General features: G+C 63.6%; 13 protein-coding genes and 5 pseudogenes. 8 read left to right on the top strand and 10 right to left on the bottom strand.

Going from position 1 to position 22,173, the window contains the following annotated elements:
• Positions 1-7: 7 nt before the first annotated feature.
• Positions 8-1,774: a vWA domain-containing protein gene (locus HK436_RS02100; RefSeq protein WP_244648454.1), complete on the top strand. Its 1,767-nt coding sequence runs from the start codon at positions 8-10 to the stop codon at positions 1,772-1,774.
• A 40-nt stretch (positions 1,775-1,814) separates the two neighbouring features.
• Here HK436_RS02100 and edd read toward each other — a convergent pair whose 3' ends face one another.
• The 3 genes and pseudogenes from edd to zwf all read right to left on the bottom strand — a co-directional run bounded on the left by edd (position 1,815) and on the right by zwf (position 5,822).
• Positions 1,815-3,632 (bottom strand): phosphogluconate dehydratase, encoded by a 1,818-nt coding sequence (gene edd / locus HK436_RS02095; RefSeq protein ID WP_173186955.1) that lies wholly within the window; start codon positions 3,630-3,632, stop codon positions 1,815-1,817.
• 14 nt (positions 3,633-3,646) lie between these two features.
• Positions 3,647-4,344, bottom strand: a pseudogene (pgl, locus tag HK436_RS33345) (6-phosphogluconolactonase).
• 8 nt (positions 4,345-4,352) lie between these two features.
• On the bottom strand, positions 4,353-5,822 hold the full coding sequence (zwf, locus tag HK436_RS02085; protein WP_173186953.1) for a glucose-6-phosphate dehydrogenase: 1,470 nt from the start codon (positions 5,820-5,822) through the stop codon (positions 4,353-4,355).
• A 203-nt stretch (positions 5,823-6,025) separates the two neighbouring features.
• Here zwf and HK436_RS02080 point away from each other — a divergent pair.
• The 3 genes and pseudogenes from HK436_RS02080 (at position 6,026) to HK436_RS02070 (ending at position 10,153) form a co-directional block, all read left to right on the top strand.
• Positions 6,026-7,500: pseudogene (locus HK436_RS02080) on the top strand (aldehyde dehydrogenase family protein).
• 89 nt (positions 7,501-7,589) lie between these two features.
• A complete protein-coding gene (locus HK436_RS02075; RefSeq protein WP_173186951.1) occupies positions 7,590-8,339 on the top strand; it encodes an SDR family oxidoreductase in 750 nt (249 codons plus the stop codon).
• 43 nt (positions 8,340-8,382) lie between these two features.
• Positions 8,383-10,153, top strand: a pseudogene (locus tag HK436_RS02070) (SLC13 family permease).
• Here the strand turns inward: HK436_RS02070 and HK436_RS02065 are convergent.
• The 5 genes and pseudogenes from HK436_RS02065 to aceA form a co-directional block, all read right to left on the bottom strand.
• Positions 10,150-11,433, bottom strand: a pseudogene (locus tag HK436_RS02065) (NAD(P)/FAD-dependent oxidoreductase). The pseudogenes HK436_RS02070 and HK436_RS02065 sit on opposite strands and share 4 nt — an antisense overlap.
• Positions 11,434-11,670, bottom strand: coding sequence for a hypothetical protein (locus tag HK436_RS32225; protein ID WP_280515573.1), 237 nt, complete (start codon positions 11,668-11,670; stop codon positions 11,434-11,436). It lies immediately after the preceding pseudogene.
• Positions 11,667-12,625 (bottom strand): annotated as a pseudogene (locus HK436_RS02060) (glutamine synthetase family protein). The gene HK436_RS32225 and the pseudogene HK436_RS02060 overlap by 4 nt, the downstream one beginning before the upstream one ends.
• Positions 12,626-13,015: 390 nt before the next feature.
• The gene (locus tag HK436_RS02055) at positions 13,016-13,261 is read right to left on the bottom strand and encodes an SMc00767 family acetate metabolism repressor (protein ID WP_173186949.1); all 246 of its coding nucleotides are present in this window, start codon (positions 13,259-13,261) and stop codon (positions 13,016-13,018) included.
• 40 nt (positions 13,262-13,301) lie between these two features.
• Complete coding sequence (gene aceA / locus HK436_RS02050) at positions 13,302-14,591, bottom strand: isocitrate lyase (RefSeq protein WP_173186947.1); 1,290 nt, start codon at positions 14,589-14,591, stop codon at positions 13,302-13,304.
• Positions 14,592-14,817: 226 nt separating this feature from the next.
• Between aceA and HK436_RS02045 the strand changes: the two genes are divergently transcribed.
• On the top strand, positions 14,818-16,251 hold the full coding sequence (locus HK436_RS02045; protein WP_173186945.1) for a helix-turn-helix domain-containing protein: 1,434 nt from the start codon (positions 14,818-14,820) through the stop codon (positions 16,249-16,251).
• Positions 16,252-16,265: 14 nt separating this feature from the next.
• On the opposite strand, the gene HK436_RS02040 is transcribed toward HK436_RS02045, so the two are convergent.
• Both HK436_RS02040 and HK436_RS02035 read right to left on the bottom strand, forming a co-directional pair.
• On the bottom strand, positions 16,266-17,144 hold the full coding sequence (locus tag HK436_RS02040; RefSeq protein WP_173186943.1) for a LysR family transcriptional regulator: 879 nt from the start codon (positions 17,142-17,144) through the stop codon (positions 16,266-16,268).
• A gap of 187 nt (positions 17,145-17,331) precedes the next feature.
• Entirely contained in the window at positions 17,332-18,309 is a 978-nt protein-coding gene (locus tag HK436_RS02035; RefSeq protein WP_173186941.1) for an NADPH:quinone reductase, read from the bottom strand.
• A 113-nt stretch (positions 18,310-18,422) separates the two neighbouring features.
• Between HK436_RS02035 and HK436_RS02030 the strand changes: the two genes are divergently transcribed.
• From HK436_RS02030 to HK436_RS02020, 3 genes are all read left to right on the top strand, one after another.
• The gene (locus HK436_RS02030) at positions 18,423-19,376 is read left to right on the top strand and encodes a DMT family transporter (RefSeq protein ID WP_173186939.1); all 954 of its coding nucleotides are present in this window, start codon (positions 18,423-18,425) and stop codon (positions 19,374-19,376) included.
• Positions 19,377-19,464: 88 nt separating this feature from the next.
• Positions 19,465-20,934 (top strand): glutamine synthetase family protein, encoded by a 1,470-nt coding sequence (locus HK436_RS02025; RefSeq protein WP_194248435.1) that lies wholly within the window; start codon positions 19,465-19,467, stop codon positions 20,932-20,934.
• Between the two features lie 116 nt (positions 20,935-21,050).
• A complete protein-coding gene (locus HK436_RS02020; RefSeq protein ID WP_173186937.1) occupies positions 21,051-22,148 on the top strand; it encodes a polyamine ABC transporter substrate-binding protein in 1,098 nt (365 codons plus the stop codon).
• Positions 22,149-22,173: the final 25 nt, after the last annotated feature.

Here is a 22,173-nt window from a genome sequence, read left to right as displayed (position 1 = left end):
GATTGTGATGGGTCTTGCTGCGGCGGGAATGGTGGCGGCATCGTCCCTCGCTGCATGGTCGGCTGAACGGACGATTATCGTCCTGGATGCTTCGGGTTCCATGTGGGGCCAGATAGACGGCAAGCCCAAGCTGGAAATCGCGCGCGAGACGTTACGCTCCGTATTGCCGACAATCCCGGCCGATCGCGAACTCGGTCTGATGGCCTACGGTCACCGGCAGAAGGGAAACTGCACCGACATCGAACTGGTGGTCGAACCGGCCGCGGGCACCGCTGACGCCATCGCGGCTGCCGCAGACAAGATGAAGTTTCTCGGCAAGACGCCGCTTTCCGATGCGGTACGCCAGGCCGCGGAGGCGCTGCGTTACACCGAGGACAAAGCCACCGTCGTCCTGATTACCGACGGTATCGAGACGTGCAACGCAGACCCCTGCGCACTCGGCAAAGAACTCGAGCAATCGGGCGTCGACTTCACCGCCCACGTTGTCGGTTTCGGCCTCTCTCGGGACGAGGGCCGGCAGGTCGCCTGCCTCGCCGAAAATACCGGCGGCCGCTATATCCAGGCAAGCGATGGGCAAGGGCTGAACGAAGCTCTCAGCGAGACCGTCGCCGCCCCGCCGGCTTCGGCGCGCGCGGAGCAACCGGAAAAGCCGGAACCTGTCGTCCTGCCCGAGGCGGCTGTAACGGCGCCGGATTCCGCGCCGATCGGCTCAGGCATAGAGGTGTCGTGGACCGGTCCAGGCACGGGCAACGACTACATCGACATCGTGCCCGCGGGATATGATGAAGTGTCCGGCGAGCTTGCCTATGCCTATGTCGATCGCGGCAGCCCGCTGCCGATCCGCGTGCCTGGCAAGGTCGGCGACTACGTCGTGCGCTATGTCTGGGAGGGGCCGGACGGTCGCCACGTGCTGGCTTCGAAGCCGATTGGCGTGATCGACAGCGAGGTTGCGCTTGTCGCGCCACCGAAGGTCTCGGTGGGAGAAGCGTTCAATGTCGAATGGAAAGGCCCCGACTCCGGCGGCGACTACATCGACATCGTGCCCGCCGGCTATACCGAGGTTTCAGGCGAAATTTCCTACTTCTATGTCGAGGGCGGCAATCCGGCGAAGATTGAGGCGCCGGGCAAGGCCGGCGACTACCAGATCCGCTACATCCTCGAGGGGCCGGACGGTCGCCGCATGCTGACGTCGATCCCGCTGGAAGTTTCCGACGCGGCTGTGAGCCTTGCTTTTCAGCCGACTGTCGGCGCGGGCGAGAAGATCGACATCCATTGGACGGGACCGGCTTCGAGCGGCGACTATCTCGACCTTGTGCCCGAAGGGCACACGGAGCCGAGCGGCGAGACGGCTTATTTCTACATCGACGGTTCGCCAGACGGCGAGACGGCGACCATGCAGGCGCCAGGCGATGCCGGTGAGTATCAGGTGCGCTATGTTCTGGAGGCTCCTGGGGGCCGACGCGTGATGGCCAGCCAGCCGATCGCGGTGACGCCTGCCGCCGCGACGCTCAACGCCCCCGAAGCCGTGGAGACCGGAACGACCTTTGCTGTCGAATGGACAGGCCCCAGGGCCGATCAGGACTACATCGATCTGGTGCCTCAGGGGCATTCGGAGACCTCAGGCGAACTCGCATACTTTTATGTCGCGCAGTCGGAGGATGGCACCGCGAAGCTGACGGCGCCCGAAAAACCTGGAGCTTATGAGCTGCGTTACGTTCTCGAAGCGCCCGGTGGACGTCGGGTTCTGACCCGGGTTCCGATCACGGTTCAATAGAGTTCAGGCTGGCAGACAACTCGCCTGCCAGCCTGAAAATCTAACCGAAGGCACCTGCACCCGCATCGGCGCGTAGTGCCAGGGCGCGCATGCCGGCGAAAAGTTCGCGGCCCATGCCGAACCCGTTGTCCGAAAGATCCGGTGCGGCGGGAGCCCGGCTTGCCAGAACGCCGTCCCCCACCTTCACTTCTAGCGTACCGGCCTCCGCATCGAGGCGGATCACGTCGCCATCCTCGATCCGGCCGATCATGCCGCCGTCGAGCGCTTCCGGGGTCACGTGGATTGCCGCCGGCACCTTGCCGGATGCGCCTGACATGCGTCCGTCCGTCACCAGCGCGACCTTGCGGCCGCGATCCTGCAGGATTCCGAGGACAGTCGTCAGCCGGTGCAGTTCTGGCATGCCGTTGGCCTTCGGCCCCTGAAAGCGGATGACGACGACGAAGTCGCGGTCGAGTTGTCCTGCCTTGAACGCCTCGTTCAGCGCCTCCTGGCTGTGAAACACTAGCGCGGGAGCCTCGATGACACGGTTCTCCGGCTTTACGGCCGAAACCTTAATGATCGCCGCCCCTAGATTGCCTTTCAGCACCTTCAGGCCGCCGCTCGGCTGGAACGGCTTGCCCGCCGTCGTCAGCACCTTGTCGTCGCCGCTTTTCTCGGGGGCCGGTGCGCGCGAGACGGAGCCGTCGTCAGCCAGATGCGGCTCGATGGCGTAGTTGCGCAGTCCTTCGCCCCAGACCGTGCGCACGTCCTCATGCAGCAGCCCGTCGTCCAGCAGTTCGCGGATGAGGAGGCCCATGCCACCGGCAGCATGGAAGTGGTTCACGTCGGCAAGCCCATTGGGATAGACCCGCGCCAGCAGCGGCGTTGCATCCGAAAGTTCGGATATGTCCTGCCAGGTGAGCCGGATGCCGGCGGCAGCCGCCATCGCGATCAGGTGGATGGTGTGGTTGGTCGACCCGCCGGTGGCGTTGAGGCCGACAACGCCGTTGACGATGGAACGCTCGTCGATCATCCGCCCCACCGGCGTGAACTCGTTGCCGAGCGCGGTGATGGCAAGGGCACGCTTGGCGGCTTCCCGGGTCAGGGCGTCGCGCAGCGGCGTGTTGGGATTGACGAAGGACGCGCCCGGCGTGTGCAGGCCCATGATCTCCATCAGCATCTGGTTGGAATTGGCCGTGCCATAGAACGTGCAGGTGCCCGGTCCGTGGTAGGACTTGGACTCCGCTTCGAGGAGCTCGGCGCGACCCACCTTGCCTTCGGCATAGAGCTGGCGCACGCGCGCCTTCTCATCGTTGGGAAGGCCCGACGTCATCGGCCCTGCCGGGATGAACACCGCCGGCAGGTGGCCGAAGGTCAGCGCGGCGATCAGCAGGCCGGGGACGATCTTGTCGCAGACTCCCAGATAGACGGCGGCATCGAACATGTTGTGCGACAGGCCGATCGCCGCCGACATCGCGATCACGTCGCGCGAGAACAGTGACAGTTCCATGCCCGGCTGGCCCTGAGTCACGCCATCGCACATGGCCGGAACTCCGCCGGCCACCTGCGCCACGCCGCCCGCGTCAGCCGCCGCCTGCTTGATGAGCTGCGGGAAGGTTTCGAACGGCTGATGCGCCGAAAGCATGTCGTTGTAAGATGTCACGATGCCGAGATTGGCGACGCGGTCTCCGGCAAGAGCGGCTTTGTCGATGGGGCCGCAGGCCGCGAAGCCATGAGCGAGGTTGCCGCACGACAGCACACTACGGTGTGGGCCGCTGGAGATCGCGGCGTCGACACGCGCAATATAGGCCTCCCGTGTCGGCTTCGACCGCTCCCGGATACGTGCTGTGATGGCTTCGATCTCAGGTCTGGCTGTCATGGCTGTCCGTCCTTTCAGCCGGCCCAATAGACGGGGACCGGCCTTTCCGCATAGGCAAAAACCGCGCTGACCGGCAGGTCGCCGCCTGGGGCAAGTGCGTTTTCTAGCACCGCGCGTTTCTCCGCCCCTTCGATATGCAGCGCGAGGAAGCGCGCTTCCAGAAGACGCCCCAGCGAGAGGGTCAGCCGCGGCTCGCCGGCGCTGTGAGCGTGAACCGGCAATACGAGAGCCTCTTTGTCCGGATCGAGCAATGCGTCGAGATTTCCGGCGTCGGGAAAAAACGATGCGGTGTGGCCGTCCGTTCCCATTCCCAGAATGGCGGCATCGAGGGGCATCGGGAGATCGCGCAAATCTGCAAAGCCGCAGTCGCGGCTTCTTCGGCGTTTGCATCCTTATGGTAGAGACCAACGAGCCGGGCGGCATTTGCCTTGCCTCGCAGAAGCCTGCTCCGCACCAGCGCTGCGTTGGAGCGCGGCGAGCTTTCCGGAACCAGCCGTTCGTCCACGAGCGTGACGATCACGCGTTTCCAGTCCAGCGGCTGTTGCGAGAGCGCGTCGAAGAAGAGCCCGGGGGTCGTGCCGCCCGATACTGCCAGCAGTGCCGTCCCGCGATCCTTGATGGCGGCAGAAAGAACACGCGCCACCTCTGTCGCCAGCGCGGTTGCGAGCTGTTGCGACGTGGAATAGATCCGCCAGTCTGGAAATGCAGCCATCTCCAGACTCACATGCTCTCGTGCCAGGTCCGCCCGTCGCGCTCGATCAGCGCGATGGACGCAGAAGGGCCCCATGTGCCGGCGGTGTAACCTTGCACGGTGTGGCGGTTTTCTTCCCACGAGGCCTGGATCGGATCGATCCACTGCCATGCCGCCTCGACCTCGTCGCGGCGCATGAACAGCGTCTGGTTGCCGCGCACCACATCCATGATGAGGCGCTCGTAGGCATCCGGGTTGCGCACCTCGAAGGCGTCCGCGAAGCTCATGTCGAGCGGCACGTGACGCAGCCGCATGCCGCCGGGACCCGGGTCCTTGATCATGATCCACTGCTTGACGCCCTCGTCGGGCTGAAGCCGGATGACGAGCTGGTTGGCGGTGACGACGCCGGCGCTGTCGTCGAAGATCGAGTGTGGCACCGGCTTGAACTGGATGCAGATTTCCGAGACGCGTTCGGCGAGGCGCTTGCCCGTGCGCAGGTAGAAGGGCACGCCGGCCCAGCGCCAGTTGGCAATCTCTGCCTTGATGGCGACGAAGGTTTCCGTGTCGCTGTCGTTGCCGAGTTCCTCGGCGTATCCCTTTACCGCACCGCCCGCCGATGCACCCGCCTTGTACTGGCCGCGCACCGTCAGCTTTGGCGCCTCGTTGCCGTTGATCCGCTTCAGCGAGCGCAGGATCTTCAGCTTCTCGTCGCGCACCGCGTCGGCATCCATGGAGGAAGGCGGTTCCATCGCCATCAGGCACAGAAGCTGCAGCATGTGGTTCTGCACCATGTCGCGCAGCGCGCCGGCCTTGTCGTAATAGCTGACGCGGTCTTCCAGCCCCACCGTTTCCGCGACGGTGATCTGGACATGGTCGATATGCGCCGAGTTCCACAGCGGTTCGTAGAGCGTGTTGGCGAAGCGCAGCGCCATCAGGTTCTGCACCGTCTCCTTGCCGAGATAGTGATCGATGCGAAAAATCTGCTGTTCGTTGAACACGCAGCCGATGGCGTCGTTCAGTGCCCGCGCCGAGGCAAGGTCGCGGCCGATCGGCTTCTCCACGACGATGCGCGGATCGCCTTCATTGAGGCCGTGTTTGGCGAGATGCCCGGCAATGTCACCGAAAAGGCCCGGGGCCACGGCGAGGTAGAAGGCGCGCACGGCCGTGCTGTCCCCGATGGCCTCCTTCAGCCGCTCGAAGCCTTCTCCTGATTTCGCATCCACCGGCACGTAGGAAAGTCGCGCCAGGAAGCTGTCGAGCTCGCCATTGACGATTTCATCGGGCTTCACATGTTCGGTGATCGCCTTGCGGGCGAATTCCCGGTACTCGTCATCCGACAGCGAAGAGCGCGACGCGCCGATGATGCGAGTCGGCTCCGAAAACTGGCCGGCCATCTGACGCTGATAGAGCGCCGGCAGCAGCTTGCGTTCGGCGAGATCGCCGGTGCCGCCGAAGATGATGAAGTCGAACGGGTCGACGGGGATGATCTGGCTGGTCATGTCGGTCGCGGGAATCCTGCACTTCGCATCTGCAAAAGGCGTATAATCTAATCGATTTAAAATGGCCAGTGCCGATATTCGGCTGTGTAGCCCTTGACACCTTTTGCCGCGCTGGGTTTGTCACGCGGCAAGACTGGTCCATCGCGCCCGCGCTTTCAAGCCGATAGGACCGGCACGATCGCGAACGCTGGAGACTGTCGACCATGGGCACCCCCTTTTCCCGCACCGTCGCCGAAGGCGCAGCCTTCATGAACCTCATAGACGGCAAGCCGGCCGATTCGCTTTCCGGGATGCGTATCGATGTCGCGTCGCCGTCCGATGGGAAGGTGTTCTCATCCATTCCCGCATCCAATGCAGCCGATGTCGACCGCGCGGTCAGGTCGGCTCACGAGGCTTTTCATGAAGGGCCGTGGAGCCGCATGCCGGCGGTGGAGCGCGGGCGCTGCCTGACGCGCCTGTTCCAGCTCGTCGAGAAGAATGGCGACGAACTGGCCGCGCTCGATCGCGTGACACCGGCAAGCCGGTGCGGCAGGGCAGGGCGGATGTGACCGCCACCATGCGCTACTATGAGTTCTATGGCGGCGCGGGCGACAAGATCCACGGCGACACGATTCCGTTCCTGGACGGATATACCGCGCTGACGCTGCGCGAGCCGCACGGCGTCGTTGCCGGCATCATTCCCTGGAACTATCCGATGCAGATTCTGGCCCGCGTTGCCGGCGCCGCTCTTGCCATGGGCAACACGCTGGTGGTGAAGCCGGCAGAAGACGCATCGCTCACCACGATCCGCATTGCCCAGCTCGCGCTAGAGGCCGGCGTGCCCGAAGGTGTCTTCAACGTCATCACCGGCTATGGCCGCGACGCAGGCGCCGCACTCTCCTCCCACCCGCTGGTCGATTACGTCACCTTCACCGGTTCGCCGATGACCGGCACGGCTATCCAGCAGGCCGCTGCCGTCAACAATCGCGGCGTGACCATGGAACTTGGCGGCAAGTCGCCGCAGATCGTGTTCGCCGACGCCGATGTCGAGGCGGCACTGCCGGTGCTGGTCAATGCGATCATCCAGAATGGCGGCCAGACCTGTTCTGCGGGCAGCCGCGTGCTGATCGAGAAGCCGCTTTATGAGCAGATAGCTTCGGCTCTCGCAGAGCGGTTCTCCGCACTTGTCGCCGGTCCGCATGACGCCGACCTCGACCTCGGACCTCTTATCAACAAGTCGCAGCAGACTCGTGTCGCAGCGATGATCGCGGCGGCCAGGGAAGCGGGCGTATCGGTGCTTGCCGAGGGTTCTGTTCATGTCGATGCACCGGCAGGCGGCTACTACCAGGCGCCTGTGCTGTTCGGCGCCGTCGATCCGCGCGCTGCGGTCGCGCAGGAAGAGGTCTTCGGTCCGGTGCTGACACTCTTCCCGTTCGAGGGCGAGGAAGAGGCGATCCGTCTGGCCAACGGCACCGAGTTCGGTCTTGTCGCCGGCATATGGACGAAGGACGGCGCCCGCCAGCACCGCGTCGCCAAGCGCGTGCGTGCCGGGCAGGTGTTCATCAACGGTTATGGTGCGGGCGGCGGCATAGAGCTGCCATTCGGCGGCTTCAAGAAGTCCGGCCATGGCCGCGAAAAGGGGTTCGAGGCGCTTTACGACATGTCGGCGACCAAGACGGTCGTCTTTAATCACGGCTGAGCGGATCGAAATCCGTCGGTTTGTATTGTGTGACTGTGCCCGCCGCTGCAGCGAGAGGCGGGCAACAAGCAAGAAGGAAAGCAACGCATATGGCACGTCTGCAGGACAAGGTCGCGATCATAACCGGCGCCGCGTCGGGTTTCGGCGAGGGCATGGCAAAGCGCTTTGCCGAAGAAGGTGCGAAGGTTGTTGTTGCCGACCTCAACGTGAAGGGCGCCGAGCGGGTTGCCAGGGAGATCGGCGAAGCGGCCGTGCATGTGCAGACTGACGTATCGTTGAGGTCCGAGATCGACGAGATGGTCGCCGCAGCCATGGATGCCTTCGGCCGCGTCGACATCATGGTCAACAATGCGGGCTATACGCACCGCAACGGCGACATGCTCTCGATCGAGGAAGAAACCTTCGACCTAATCGCCGCCGTAAACATGAAGGCGATCTACTATTCCACTCTGGCCGTTGCACCGATCATGGAAAAGCAGGGCGGGGGATCGATCATAACCACCGCCTCCACGGCCGGCCTGCGGCCGCGTCCGGGCCTGACCTGGTACAACGCCTCCAAGGGTTGGGCGATCACCGCCACCAAGTCGATGGCAGTCGAGCTGGCACCGAAGAACATACGCGTCAACTGCCTGTGCCCGGTGGCCGGCGAGACCGGCATGCTGGCGCAGTTCATGGGCGAGGACACGCCCGAGAAGCGCGCGCAATTCCGCGCCTCGATCCCGCTCGGGCGGCTCTCGACGCCGCTCGACATTGCCAATGCCGCGCTGTGGCTCGCTTCTGACGAAGCGGCATTCATCACCGGCGTCGCGCTCGAGGTCGATGGCGGCCGCTGCATCTGAGCAACTCTCTCGACCCCGCTCCCGATAGACGCCGAGGCACCGCATGACTTACGAGCAGATTTTCCTCTTCTGCCTGCTGGGGGTGGTGTTTGGCTTTCTGGTGTGGGGTCGCATTCGTTACGACCTCGTCGCCTTTGCAGCACTTATCGTTGCTGTGGTTGGCGGCGTCGTCGAACCGCACGACGCCTTTGTCGGCTTCGGGCATGAAGCGGTCGTCATCATCGCGCTGGTGCTGATCGTTTCGCGCGCGATGATGAATGCCGGGGCCGTGGAGTTGATCGCGCGGGTCGTGCTGTCCTCGGGACGCTCGCTCTCGTCTCATATCGGCTTCATGTCGGTCATCGGTGCAGGCCTTTCGGCCGTTATCAACAATGTGGCCGCGCTGGTCATGTTGATGACGCTCGACATCGAGGCTGCCGAAAAGGCCAAGCGACCTGTTTCCCAATCGCTCATGCCGTTGTCGTTCGCGACCATCCTCGGCGGCATGATCACCCTGATCGGAACGCCCCCAACATCGTCGTGGCCGAGTTTCGCGGGCGCGCCCTTGGCGAACCCTTTTCGATGTTCGATTTTTCTCCCGTCGGCCTCATTTGCTCGATCGTTGGCATTGCCTTCGTGACGCTGGTCGGATGGCGCCTGATACCGACAACGGGACAGGCCGCTGCCGCGGCGGAGCCGATGAGCCGGGCCTGTTCGTGGCAGAGGCGGGGGTGAAGGAAAATTCCAAGGCGATAGGCAAGCCAGTCGATGAACTTTACCCCCTGGCCGAAGAGCACGACGTCGCCATTCTTGGGCTGGTGCGGCGTGGCAAGCGCCCGCCTGGCTTTGCCGCGAGCGAGGAAATCCGCAAGAGTGACCATCTCGTTCTGGAAGGCGAGCCGAAGGCGATCGAGGCCTTCATCGGCGCCGCCGAACTCAATACGTCGGCGTCGGAAAAGCACGGCGGAATTCGCGGTCAGTCGCTTGTTCTGGTCGAGGCGATCGTGCCGGACAATGCGCGCATGGTGGGACGCACTGCACTCGATTTGAGGCTTCTGTATCGGCGCGGCGTTACGCTGCTTGGCGTTTCCCGACAGGGCAAGCGGTTTCGCGAGCGCGTCCGCAAGCTGACGATCAAGCCCGGCGACGTCGTGTTGCTGCTTGGCCCGGAAAGCCGGGTGATGGATGCGACTGACTGGCTTGGCGTATTGCCTCTGGCTGACAAGCGCCACACGGTCATTCAGCGCGGCAAGGCGTTTTTTGCCGTGGCGGTCTTTGCGGCTGCTGTCGCGTCGTCGGTCATGGGCTTCGTGCCGCTTGTCGTCGCGCTGGCAGCGGCGGTGGCGATATACTGCCTCTTCAACGTCGTCGCGGCGCGCGAGGTCTATGAAGCGGTCGAATGGCCCGTGATCGTGCTGCTGGCTTCGCTCATTCCGCTCGGCCTGGCGCTCGAAACGTCGGGAGGAACCAAGCTGATCGCCGACTCGATCCTGTCGCTGACCGGTGCGCTGCCAGCCTGGGCGATCCTCACGATCCTCATGATCGTAACCATGACCCTGTCCGATTTTCTGAACAACGTTGCGACCGCGCTGATCGCCGCGCCGGTCGGGCTGTCGATCGCCCAGGGTCTGAATGTGTCGCCTGACCCGTTTCTGATGGCGGTCGCGGTTGCCGCGTCCTGTGCCTTCCTGACGCCGATCGGGCACAAGAACAACACGATCATCATGGGACCGGGCGGCTACCGTTTCGGCGACTATTGGCGAATGGGCCTGCCTCTGGAAATCATCATCGTGGCGGTCTCGGTGCCGGCACTGCTCTTTTTCTGGCCGCTCTAGATCCTGTCGCGCAGCGCATACCAGTTGAGGGCGAGGAAGAGCAGCGGCGCGCAGGCGTCGCCCACCTGGAAAGGGCGGTATCTTCAGGTCTTCGAACAGCTTCAGCCTGTCTCGGTTTCCCGCTACCGCCTCGGCGTAGAGCTTGCCCACGAAGTTGGACAGCATGACACCGTGGCCGGAATAGCCGCCGGCGGAAATGACGTTCGGCATCACCTCGCGCACAAATGGCTTGCGCGGCATGGTGATGCCGACATAGCCGCCCCACGAATGGGTGATCTCCACGTCCTTCAATGCGGGGTATATCTCCGCGATCTGCCGGCGGATGTGCACGGCGATGTCATGCGGATTGCCCGGCGCATAAATTTCGCGCCCACCGAAGAGCAGGCGGCCATCCTTGGACTTGCGGAAGTAACGCACCACGAAGCGTGAATCGTCGACCGCCTCGCCTCCGGGAATGACCGGGCTGTCGCTGCCCAGCGGCACCGTCGCGCCGATGAACGAGCCGATCGGCATCACGTGCGACGCGCTCTCGGGCTCGAGGTTCTCGCCATAGGCGTTGACGGCGATCAGCGCCTTGTCGGCGGTAATCGTTCCCGAAGGCGTCGTGACGCGCACTTTACCGCCGTGGTTGGCGATGCCTGTGGCCCTTGTCTTCTCATGGAGTTGCGCACCCTCATCCGCGGCCACACGCGCGGTGCCGATGACCAGCTTCAGCGGGTGGATGTGGCCCGTGCCGGTATCGCGGACGCCACCGAAGTAACGGTTGGAGCCGAGCCGTTCGGCCGTCTCTGCGGCGTCCATGAAGTTCAGGTGCGGATAGCCGAAACGCTCGGCTATAACGTCCGGATGGGCCCGGTAATCGGCCAGATAGCGCTTCTTGTGCACGACCGACATCTGGCCCGGCGCGTAGTCGATCTCGATGCCGTTCGCCTCGGCGAAACCCAGCAGATGTGCCTTGGCCTCTTCTGCCAGCTCAAAGAGGGCGCGGGCACGCGTCAAGCCCAGCTCCGCTTCAAGTTCCTCCCCCATGCGCGCTGGCCTGTTCCCAACTGGCCGCCGTTGCGACCGGAAGCGCCGTCGCCGAAGCGGTGCGCTTCGATCAGCACGACATTCGTACCGGCCTTGGCCAGATGCGCTGCTGCTGACAGGCCGGTGAAGCCGCCGCCGATGATGACGACGTCGGCCGAAACGTCGCCGTCGAGCGCCCCATATTCAGGTCGCTCGCCAGCGGTATCTTCATACCATGAGAAGCCGGGAGAGATGGGGGATTGGTAAGGCATTCAGACGTTCAACAGCAGATATTCGCGTTCCCACGGGCTGATAACTTCCATGAAGGTCTCGAACTCGGCCTTCTTGATCGCAGCGTAGGTTGAAACGAAGGGTTCGCCCAGCATGTCGCGCAACGCGTCGTCGCTCTCGAAAAGGTCCACCGCTTCCAGAAGACCGCGCGGCAGCTCGATCTCGTCCTCGTTCACCGATGTCCCCACGGGCGCATCGCACGGCACCTTGTTGATCATGCCGATAAGCCCGCAGGCCAGCGAGGCAGCGAGAGTGCGAGGTAGGGGTTGGCGTCTGAAGATGGAATCCGGTTTTCCACGCGGCGCGCCTGTGGGTCCGAGCGCGGCACGCGAAAGGCTGTGGTGCGGTTGTCATATCCCCACTTCGTGTTGACCGGCGCGGAGGCTGCCTGAGTGAGCCGGCGATATGAGTTGACGTAAGGCGCCAGCATCACCAGCGCGTTGGGAATGTGGCGCTGCATACCGCCGATGAAATACCCGAAGGCTTCGGTTTCGCTGCCGTCATCGGCTGCAAAGATATTCTTTCCCGTCTTCCTGTCGACGATCGACTGGTGAATGTGCATGGCCGAGCCGGGCTGTCGCTGGATCGGCTTTGCCATGAAGGTTGCGTAGGTCTCGTGCTTCAGCGCGGCCTCGCGGATCGTGCGCTTGAACATGAACACCTGATCGGCGAGTTCGACAGGATCGCCATGGCGCAGGTTGATCTCGAGCTGCCCGGCGCCTTCCTCATGGATGAGCGTGTCGATCTCCAGACCTGGCCTTCGGAGAAGTGGTAGATGTCGTCGATCAGCTCGTCGAATTCGTTGACGCCGGCGATGGAATAGCCCTGTCCGCCGCCGATGGCGCGACCGGATCGGCCGACCGGCGGTTCGAGCGGGTAATCGGGATCGGGATTCTTGCGTACGAGGTAGAACTCGATCTCCGGGGCAACCACCGGGCGGAGTCCGCGATCGGCGTACGCAGCGACCACACGCTTGAGCACATTGCGCGGAGTGAACTCGACCGAGCGCCCGTCCTGGTGCACGAGATCGCAGATGACCTGCGCCGTCGGATCGCTCTCCCACGGCACGACGGAAAGTGTCGACAGGTCAGGCAGCAGCTTCAGGTCGCCGTCATCTTCCGGGTAGGTGAAACCGTTGCCGTCTTCCGGATAATCGCCCGAGATCGTTGTCATGAAGACGGCCGAGGGCAGAGCGAGCGATGTGTTCGAGGTGAACTTCTTCGATGGCATCATCTTGCCGCGCGCCACGCCTGCCTGGTCGGGCGTGATGCACTCGATGTCCTCAATGCCGCGCCAGTCCAGCCAGCCGGACGCTTCCTTCCAGTTCTTCACGCCCCTTTGGCTTTGCACGAATGCAGGTATGCGTGTCCTGCCATTGCGGCTGGCAGGCCGGGCTTCCTTCTTCTGGACGGGCATCAATCACCGGTGGGTCGTTTGAGATATGCCAGTATAGCCGGGCCCGGTGAGCGAAGGAAAGGGGGCTCAGGTGTTGACGCGGTCGATCAATGCGAAGGGCGGCGTGTCGACACGCCGCCCTTCATCGGTTTTGTAATGTCGGTCGGGTCAGGCGGCGTTGCGCGCCTGGGTCACGATCACCGGCACCAGCAGGTCGCCCCAGTTTCCGTCGCCGCCATGGTGGCGAGCCGAGCGAACGAGCTCGACCGACACGCCCGCCTCCACCGCCTTCATGACGGACTGATTGAGCCGGTGCAGGTCGTTCGCCACCATGCGGATGACGGCCTGCTGGTCGATGTTCATGCTCGAGGACTGTTCCTCGGCCCTTTCCTTGACACGGGTTCTGGGCGCCATTGGTCTTCTCCTTCGGTATGCCCTTGGGCGGTTGATCCGGTTATTCCGCCGCCGGGCGGAACTGGTCGTGTTCGGTCGATTCCTTCATGGCGGTGGTCGACGACTGCCCGCCGGTGATCGCCATGGAGACGGCGTCGAAATAGCCGGTGCCGACCTCGCGCTGATGCTTCGTCGCCGTGTAGCCGTTTGCCTCGGCCGCGAACTCGGCTTCCTGCAGCTCCGAATAGGCGGCCATCTGCCGGTCCTTGTAGCCCCGCGCCAGCTCGAACATGCCGAAGTTGAGCTGGTGGAAGCCGGCGAGCGTGATGAACTGGAACTTGTAGCCCATCGCGCCCAGCTCGCGCTGAAACTTGGCGATCGTCGCGTCGTCGAGGTTCTTCTTCCAGTTGAAAGACGGCGAGCAGTTATAGGCCAGCAGCTTGCCCGGGTGCGCCTTGTGCACACCCTCGGCGAACTTGCGCGCCTGCTCGAGATCGGGCTTCGAGGTCTCGCACCAGATCAGGTCGCAATGCGGCGCATAGGCCACCGCGCGGGCGATGCAAGGCTCGATGCCGTTCTTGACGTTGTAGAAGCCTTCCACCGTGCGGCCGGCGTCGTAGTCGACGAAGGGCTTGTCACGGTCGTCGATATCGGACGTCAGCAGCTTGGCGGCTTCCGCGTCGGTGCGAGCGATCACCAGCGTCGGCGTACCCATGACGTCGGCGGCGAGCCGAGCGGCGTTGAGGTTGCGGATGTGGGCCGCAGTCGGGATCAGCACCTTGCCACCGAGGTGGCCGCACTTCTTTTCGGATGCGAGCTGGTCCTCGTAGTGCACGCCCGCAGCACCGGCTTCAATGAAGGCCTTCATGATCTCGAAGGCATTGAGCGGGCCGCCAAAACCAGCTTCGGCGTCGGCGACGATCGGCGCGAACCAGGTATCGACCGACAGGCCCTTGCCTTCGGAGGTCTCGATCTGGTCGGCGCGCTGCAGCGTGCGGTTGATCCGCTTTGCAAGTTCGGGTGCTGCATTGGCCGGATAAAGCGACTGATCCGGATACATCGCGGACGCCGTGTTCGCGTCGGCGGCAACCTGCCAACCCGAAAGGTAGATAGCCTTGAGGCCGGCGCGCACCATCTGCATCGCCTGATTTCCCGAAAGCGCGCCCAGCGCGTTGACGAAGTCTTCTTCGTGGATGAGCTGCCACAGCCGGTTGGCGCCGTTCTCGGCCAGCGTATGCCGGATTTGGACGGAGCCCCGCAGTCGCTTCACGTCCGCAGCGGAGTAAGGGCGCTCGATGCCATCATAGCGGCCCTCGGGAGCGGAAGGGACGAGGTTGTAAAAATCGGTCATTGCAAACTCCGTGGCAATCTTTGCTATTCTTCAGGAGCCAATTTCGTCGACCCCGTATGTGACGAGATTTACATTGCGCTGCCGAAGACAACGAGGAAAATCAGGAAAAGGCTGCAAAAATTCGGGTGAAGCTGTATTGCGTTTGACATAGACGGTCTGTAAATTTGTAAAAAATGTAAATACTGCCAGATGGGCAAAGTTGTAAAATCCGGTCAAAGGCAGCGAAATGGCTGACCAGAAAATATTCGCCGGGCCGCGCATTCGCCGGATCCGCAACGCGATGGGCCTGACCCAGACCGCGATGGCGGAGGGGCTCGGTATCTCACCCTCCTATCTCAACCTGATCGAGCGCAACCAGCGCCCGCTCACGGTCCAGCTCATCCTTAAGCTTGCCTCTGTATACGATGTCGAGCCGGAAGCCCTGCAAGGCGAGGCTGGCGGTTCCGTCGCCGCGCTGCGCGAGGTGTTCGCCGATCCGTTGCTTTCAGGTGAACTGCCGAGCGACCAGGAACTGCTCGAGGTGGCCGAAGCCGCGCCCAATGCGTCGGCTGCGGTCGTCAAGCTGTTCCGCGCCTACAAGGAGCAGGCGGAGCGGCTGTCCGATCTTTCGGAACTGCTCGCGCGGGAGGGACGCGCGACCACGCTTTCCTCAGCCCGCTTGCCCATCGATGAGGTGCGCGAAACGTTCGAGCGCCGCCCGAACCACTTTCCGGCACTGGAGGAGGAGGCCGAGGCCTTCATCCAGCTCCTCCAGCCCGGCGACGATCTCTATGCCGCGTTGAAGGAATGGCTGCGTCGCGATTACGGCATCGTGGTCAAGGTGCTGCCGGCTGCCACCATGCCGAACTGGCGGCGGCGCTACGACCGCCATTCGCAGCGCCTGTTCATCTCGGAGCGGCTGTCGCCCTTCGACCAGTTGCGCGAGGTTGCAATGGAGGCCTGCCTCATCCGTATGCAGGTGGCGGTGGCCGCCGAGCTGAAGGCGCTGAAGCTCAGCAGCGACGAGGCGCGCCGGCTTGCCCGCTTCGAGCTCGGGCGCTACGCGGCCCACGCGCTGATGATGCCGTATGCGGCGTTTCTGGCTGCGGCACAGCGCGCCCGCTATGACATCGATGTGCTGCGCTCGCGCTTCGGTGTGTCCTTCGAACAGGCTGCGAACCGGCTTGCCATGCTGCAAAGGCAGGGCGCAGCGGGCGTGCCCTTCTTCATGCTCGAGGTGGACAATGCCGGCAACCGCTTCCGTCGCGCCGGCGCGCAGGGCTTTCCGCAGGCGCGTTTCGGCGGCGGCTGCCCAAAGCTCGCGGTGCATGCGGCCTTCGCTCAGCCGGGGCAGGTGCTGGTCGAGGCGGTCGAGATGCCGGACGGCGCCGAGTTTCTGACGATCGCGCGTACGCTGGAAGGGCCGCAAGGCGGCTTCAACGAGCGCCCTCGGCGCACTGCGATCCTGATCGGCTGCGATATCGCTTTGAGGGACGAGGTCGTCTACGGCGCGGCTCTCCCCGGTTCCTCCGGCAAGGGGCTGGTGCCGTTCACCCCGGTCGGGGCTGCCTGCCGGCTGTGCGAGCGGGTCGGTTGTCTCTCGCGCGCCGAACCGCCGGTCACACGGCCGCTAGGCCTCGACGAGATGTCGACAGGTCTCAGCGCGTTCGATTTCCAGTAGCAGCAGCCTGGCTTCTACACTCCGCCGACCGGCCGATCGCCCTGGAACAGCGGCGCGTGGGCGCTGACCAGTTCCACGATGCGGTCGATGACGGTTCGCACTTCGGCGCGGTGCCGGTCGTCATTGTGCATGACCAGCCATTGCGCGCCGCGCAGCTCTTCGATCTCATCGCCTGCGCGCTCCAGCAGCGGGTCCCGGTCGCCGGCAAAGCAGGGCAGCAGGCCCTTGCCGACACCGACGCGGACCAGATCGTGCAGCGTGCGCGGTGAGTTCGCCCAGGCGACGACATCGCCCTCGGCATGGTCGGCAAGCCAGCGGGCAGAGCGGGTCGCCATATCCTCCGGCGCGATCGCGACCCATCCTTCCTCGCGTCCCGGATGCGAGTGGCCACGGGCCCGGAAGGGTGCCTGCGCGACCGTCACGGTCCGTCTGCTGGCTAGGTTCGGGCTTTCCGGCGGTGCGTTGCGCAGGCCGATTTCGACTTCGCGATGGGCGATGTCCAGCTTCGCCTCGGTTGCCTTGAAGGCGATGCGGAACGGGTCGTCAGGGGTCCACAGCCGGGCGAAATTGTCGGCGAGGAAGTTGGTCGTCCAGGTTCCGGACGAGATGCGGACCAGCGGCCGCCTGCCGCCCATATCGAGCCAATCGTCGATCGTCCGCGCGCCGTCTTCCATCGTGCGCGCCTTGATGAGGAGCGATTGCCCGTCGGCGGTAAGTTCGTAGCCGGTCTGACGGCGGATGAAGAGTGGCCGGCCTACCGCCTGCTCGAGCGCCAGCATTCGCCTGCCGATCGTGGCGGGGCTCGATCCATACGCCTTTGCCGCTGCCGACAGCCCGCCGCCGCGGGCAACGGCGATGAAGAGTTGCAGGTCGTCCCAGTTGATGTTTTTCATCAGTGAAACATGGCATCCGGATTTCCGGCGTTCAAGCGCCGGATGCCTACTCCTATCTTTCAATTACGAAAGAATTCAGGAGATGCGCCATGGATTTCATGACAGGCCTTGTGCTCCTCCAGCACGAACTGACACGACAGTCGCACCAACAGCGGCGGGATTGGACGCTCGACACGCCCGAGCCCGATCATCCGACGATGAGAACCACGTTTCCAGTCAGCCGGCCGCCTTCGACGGCCTCGTGCGCGGCAGCGATCTCGTCGAGCGGGAAAGTCGCGCCGACGGAGTGCTTGAGTGCGTCCGCCTCGAGCAAACGGGTAAGTTCGTCAACCGCCGCCGTCCTCTCGTAAGGCAGCAGGTCGTAAACGACGAAGACCGAAAGCTTGAGGCTGCCCCACAACATTGCCGGAAAGGAGATCGGTATCTCGCCGGCGACATTGGACCCATAGCACACCATGGTGCCATGAGGCGCGAGTGCGCCCTTGGGCAACAATGCAGCGGTGCTTGACAGGTCCATGTCAATGATGCCGTCGGCGCCCTTTCCGCCGGTCAGCGCCTTGACGCGCTCGGCGACGTCCTCGTGGCGGTAGTCGATCAGTTCGTCAACGCCGGCCGCCCGGGCATGGGCCTGCCGGACCGGGGAAACGGTGCCAATCACCCGCGCGCCTCGCAACTTGGCGATTTGAACGGCGTAGTGGCCTACGGCGGCGGCTGCTCCGGTTATCAGCAGGGTCTTTCCTTCGATGTCGCCATGCAGGCTCACCGCATGCAGCGCCGTCAGGGCCGGAATGCCGAGACAAGCGCCGACGGCAAAGTCGATGTTCGAGGGCAGGGGGACAGCCTGTTCCTGCGGCACGGCGATATACTCGGCAGCCGTGCCCATCGGCCGCTTCCACTGCCCGTTCCAGACCCAGACCCGCTGTCCGACGCGGCTATCCTCGACGCCTTTGCCCACCGCCTCGATGATTCCTGCGCCGTCCGAGTGCGGGATGATGCGCGGCGCGATCATGGGGCGGCCCTTGCGGCTCTTCACGTCGGAGGGATTCACGCCGGATGCGTGCAGCCGCACCAAAACCTCGCCCGGCCCCGGTTTGGGCGTTTCCATCTCGCCGACTTCCAGAACTTCACGTGCTTCGCCATTCCGGTCGTACCAGGCCGCCTTCATACCATCCCTCCAGCTTTGCGTGGGTGCCACAACTAGACGAGGTGGCTGGACCACGCCAGCCCCGACCATTCGCGCTAGCGATAATTCCCTTCGTCACGTCTGGAACAGCGGCCATGGCCCACGCAGCGCCACAGCACGAGATGCCGTCGGCAACGCCGGCCGCGCGCGAGGAGCGCATCGGCTTTCTCCTCGTTTTCCTGGCTGCGCTCTGCTGGAGCCTGGGCGGGGTCATTGCCCGCTTCATCGAGGCGGACGACCCGTTCACGTCGATCTTCTGGCGTTCGATCTGGGCTGCCGCGTTCCTTCTTCTGTACATGCTGTGGCGTGACGGCTTACGCGGCACGCTGCAGCTCTTCGGCGCCATGGGCCTGCCGGGACTGGCTGTCGCCTGCTGTTTCGCCATCGCGACATCGACCTTCGTGATAGCGCTGACCTACACCACCGTCGCCAACATCCTTCTGATGCAGGCAGGCGCGCCATTGATAGCGGCGCTTTTGTCGTTCCTGCTGTTCGGAGAGCGGATTTCATCGATTACGTGGCTTGCCATTGCGGTGGTCATCGCAGGCGTTGCCATCATGGTGTCGGATTCGTTGACCGGCAACATGTCGATCGTTGGCGACGGGCTTGCGATCCTGATCGTTTTCGCCTTTTCGGTTGCGACCGTCCTGACCCGTCGTTTCGCGCATGTGCGCATGACGCCCGCCATGTGCCTCGGCACCGTCTTTGCTGCCATCTTTGCGGCGAGCCAGGCCTCGACGCTGGCCGCGTCAGGTTCCGACATGGCGTTTCTGTTCGTTTTCGGTGCTGTCAATCTGGGACTCGGCCTTGCCTTCTTCGCCACCGGTGCACGCGTCATCCCCGCCGCCTATGCCGCACTGCTGGCAACGTTCGAAACTCTGTTCGGTCCGGTATGGGTGTGGCTGGTTCATGGCGAAGTGCCGTCGTCGCGTACACTGATCGGGGGCGCGATCGTCTTTGCGGCGCTGATCATCTACATCGCGATCGAGTTTCGACGCATGTCGCGGCCCGCCCGCCCGGGTGTCAGCGGCATAGCTGCACCGCACTGAGGCGCGCTTCCGCCGCGCCTGTCCCCATTGACAAGCGCGATGGGGCAGGGGCAGGCTGGCACATCGGCAACAACCATACAGGTCTATTTTGCGTCCAACGTCACCCGGCGTCATCGCACCGGCAAGCAAGCGCACCGTCAAATCCAAAAGAACCGACACCGCCGGCGAGACCGGCAGCAAGCCTCGCGCGAAAGCAAAAGCGACTGGCTTTATCTCGCCCGATCACGAGCGCGAATACCTGGCATTCGTAGGAGAACATCCGGACATCGAAGCCGTCGAGTTCCTCATGGTCGATCCCAACGGGGTGATGCGTGGCAAGTGGGCGCCGGGCGATGCGTTGAAGAAGGCCTTCGAAGAAGGCGTCAATTTCCCGATGTCGCTCCATGGCCTCGATGTGTGGGGCAGGGAGGTCGAGGAGACTGGCCTTCACATCGAAACCGGCGACAAGGACGGCTATTGCCGCGCCACCCGCGGCTCGCTTTCGATCGTACCGTGGGCCAAGCGCAAGACCGCGCAGGTGCTGCTCCAGACCTTCTCGCCCGAAGGCGAGCCTTTCATGGCCGATCCGCGACAGGTGCTGAAGAAGAAGGTCGCGGAGGCCAACGCCAAGGGCTTCTTCCCCGTCGTCGCGTTCGAGCTCGAGTTCTATCTGCTCGATCCGAACACGGACTGGGACGATGGCATGCCCGCCCCCGTGGGTGCGACAGCCGGGCCTGACCGGCTGCGCATGTATGGGCTCGACGATCTGGCCGAGCATGCGGAGCTGTTCGACATGATCCGCGACGCGGCGGCTGCGCAGAGCCTGCCGATCGACACGATCATCAAGGAAGCCGCGCCCGGGCAGTTCGAGGTCAACCTCAAGCACCGGGCCGATCCGTTGCGTGCGGCTGACGATGTCATCATGCTGCGCCGCATCGTAATCGGCTGCGCACGTGCCCACGGGCTGACCGCCACCTTCATGGCCAAGCCGTTCCTCGAATATGCCGGCAACGGCATGCACGTTCATGCCTCGATGCTCGACGCGGACGGCGTCAACATCTTCGGTGGCAAGAAGGGCAGGAAGCGGCTGGAGTCGGCAGTGGCCGGGTTGCTCAAGACGATGCCGGAATCGCTGCTTCTGTTCATCAACACCTGGAACGGCTTCCGCCGCATCACGCCCGGCTCCTATGCGCCGACGCGTGCCGTGTGGGCGGAAAACAACCGGTCCGTTGCGTTGCGCATACCGGTATCCAACGACGAAAATCGCCGCGTCGAGCATCGCATCGCGGGTGCCGACGCAAACCCATACCTCGTCATGTCCGCAATCATCCAGGGCATGGTGGAGGGCGTGGAGCAGAAGGCAGTGCCGCCGCCGCCCGTCGAGGGCAACGCCTATGACGACGAAGGGCTCTTCCTGCCGGACGACATGGATGACGCGCTTCAGCTCATGGAGAAGAGCAGGTTCGTCGACAGGGCGCTCGGACCGCTTCTCGCCAAGGTCTACAAGGATTTGAAACGGGCGGAGATACTGGCGTTCTGGGGCGAGATCACGCCTCTGGAGCGAACGACCTATCTTTGATGCAACGCAGCGTTTTCGTGCTTGTCGCACTGCGAAAACGCCAATAGGCTTTCACCCAACAACCCGGCCGTGAACGCAGACAACGAGCCGGGACGGGGCTTACAGAGGAGAACATCATGATCCGCAAGGCAATTGTCTATTCGACCGTCTCGCTCGCAGCGGCGACCTTCGCGTTTGCCGCGCAGGCGCAGGAGCGCGTCGTCAACGTGCTGAACTGGTCCGACTATATCGACGATTCGCTCATCGCGGAGTTCACGGAAAAGACCGGCATCCGCGTCGTTTATGACGTGTTCGATTCCAACGAGATTCTCGAAACCAAGCTGCTTGCAGGCGGATCGGGCTACGACGTCGTCGTGCCGACCGGGTCGTTCCTGTCGCGTCAGATCCAGGCTGGCGTCTTTCAGAAGCTCCAGAAGGACAAGCTGCCCAATCTCTCCAACATGTGGGACGTGGTGACCACCCGCACCGACAAGTACGATCCGGGTGGCGAATACTCCATCAACTACATGTGGGGCACCGTCGGCATCGGCTACAACGTCCAGAAGGTTGCCGAGATCCTGGGGACCGAGAAAATCGATAGCTGGGACGTGCTGTTCAAGCCGGAGAACGCCGAGAAGTTCGCAAGCTGCGGCATCTACATGCTGGACTCGCCGAGTGACATCATCCCGATCGTGCTCAACTATCTCGGCTTTGACCCTAACAGCCACGAGCCCGATGAGATCGCCAAGGCCGAAGAGCTTCTGCTTTCGATCCGTCCATCCATTCGCAAGTTCCACTCCTCAGAGTACATCAACGCGCTCGCCAATGGCGACATCTGTATGGCGGTCGGCTGGTCCGGCGACGTGCTGCAGTCGCGCGACCGCGCGGCGGAGGCCGATCAGGGTGTGACGGTTGCCTATGTCGCACCGAAGGAAGGCACGCAGATGTGGTTCGACCAGATGGCGATCCCGGCGGATGCGCCGCATGTCGAGGAAGCGCACGAGTTCCTCAACTTCATCATGGAGCCGGAGGTGATCGCCAAGGCGACCAATTACGTCTACTTCGCCAATGGCAACCTCGCCTCGCAGGAGTTCATCGACGACGAGGTTATCAACGACCCTGCGATCTATCCGGACAAGGATGCGCTGGAGACGCTGTTCACCCACATTCCCTACGATTCCAGAACGCAGCGTGTGGTCACCCGGAGCTGGACCAAGGTGGTGACCGGCCAATAGGACGACGAAAACGCCGGTGCATCGC

The organism is Neoaquamicrobium sediminum (assembly GCF_013240295.1).
GTDB lineage: Bacteria > Pseudomonadota > Alphaproteobacteria > Rhizobiales > Rhizobiaceae > Aerobium > Aerobium sediminum.
This window is presented reverse-complemented; position numbering and strand designations above follow the sequence as displayed.

What these genes read in the sequence shown, in the direction of transcription:
- HK436_RS02045 (WP_173186945.1), top strand. Translation starts at nt 14,818, where the DNA reads ATGGCTGACCAGAAAATATTCGCCGGGCCGCGCATTCGCCGGATCCGC.
- zwf (WP_173186953.1), bottom strand. Translation starts at nt 5,822, where the DNA reads ATGACCAGCCAGATCATCCCCGTCGACCCGTTCGACTTCATCATCTTC.
- HK436_RS02035 (WP_173186941.1), bottom strand. Translation starts at nt 18,309, where the DNA reads ATGAAGGCGGCCTGGTACGACCGGAATGGCGAAGCACGTGAAGTTCTG.
- HK436_RS02030 (WP_173186939.1), top strand. Translation starts at nt 18,423, where the DNA reads ATGGCCCACGCAGCGCCACAGCACGAGATGCCGTCGGCAACGCCGGCC.
- edd (WP_173186955.1), bottom strand. Translation starts at nt 3,632, where the DNA reads ATGACAGCCAGACCTGAGATCGAAGCCATCACAGCACGTATCCGGGAG.
- HK436_RS02075 (WP_173186951.1), top strand. Translation starts at nt 7,590, where the DNA reads ATGGCACGTCTGCAGGACAAGGTCGCGATCATAACCGGCGCCGCGTCG.
- HK436_RS02020 (WP_173186937.1), top strand. Translation starts at nt 21,051, where the DNA reads ATGATCCGCAAGGCAATTGTCTATTCGACCGTCTCGCTCGCAGCGGCG.
- HK436_RS02055 (WP_173186949.1), bottom strand. Translation starts at nt 13,261, where the DNA reads ATGGCGCCCAGAACCCGTGTCAAGGAAAGGGCCGAGGAACAGTCCTCG.
- HK436_RS32225 (WP_280515573.1), bottom strand. Translation starts at nt 11,670, where the DNA reads ATGATCAACAAGGTGCCGTGCGATGCGCCCGTGGGGACATCGGTGAAC.
- aceA (WP_173186947.1), bottom strand. Translation starts at nt 14,591, where the DNA reads ATGACCGATTTTTACAACCTCGTCCCTTCCGCTCCCGAGGGCCGCTAT.
- HK436_RS02040 (WP_173186943.1), bottom strand. Translation starts at nt 17,144, where the DNA reads ATGAAAAACATCAACTGGGACGACCTGCAACTCTTCATCGCCGTTGCC.
- HK436_RS02100 (WP_244648454.1), top strand. Translation starts at nt 8, where the DNA reads ATGGGTCTTGCTGCGGCGGGAATGGTGGCGGCATCGTCCCTCGCTGCA.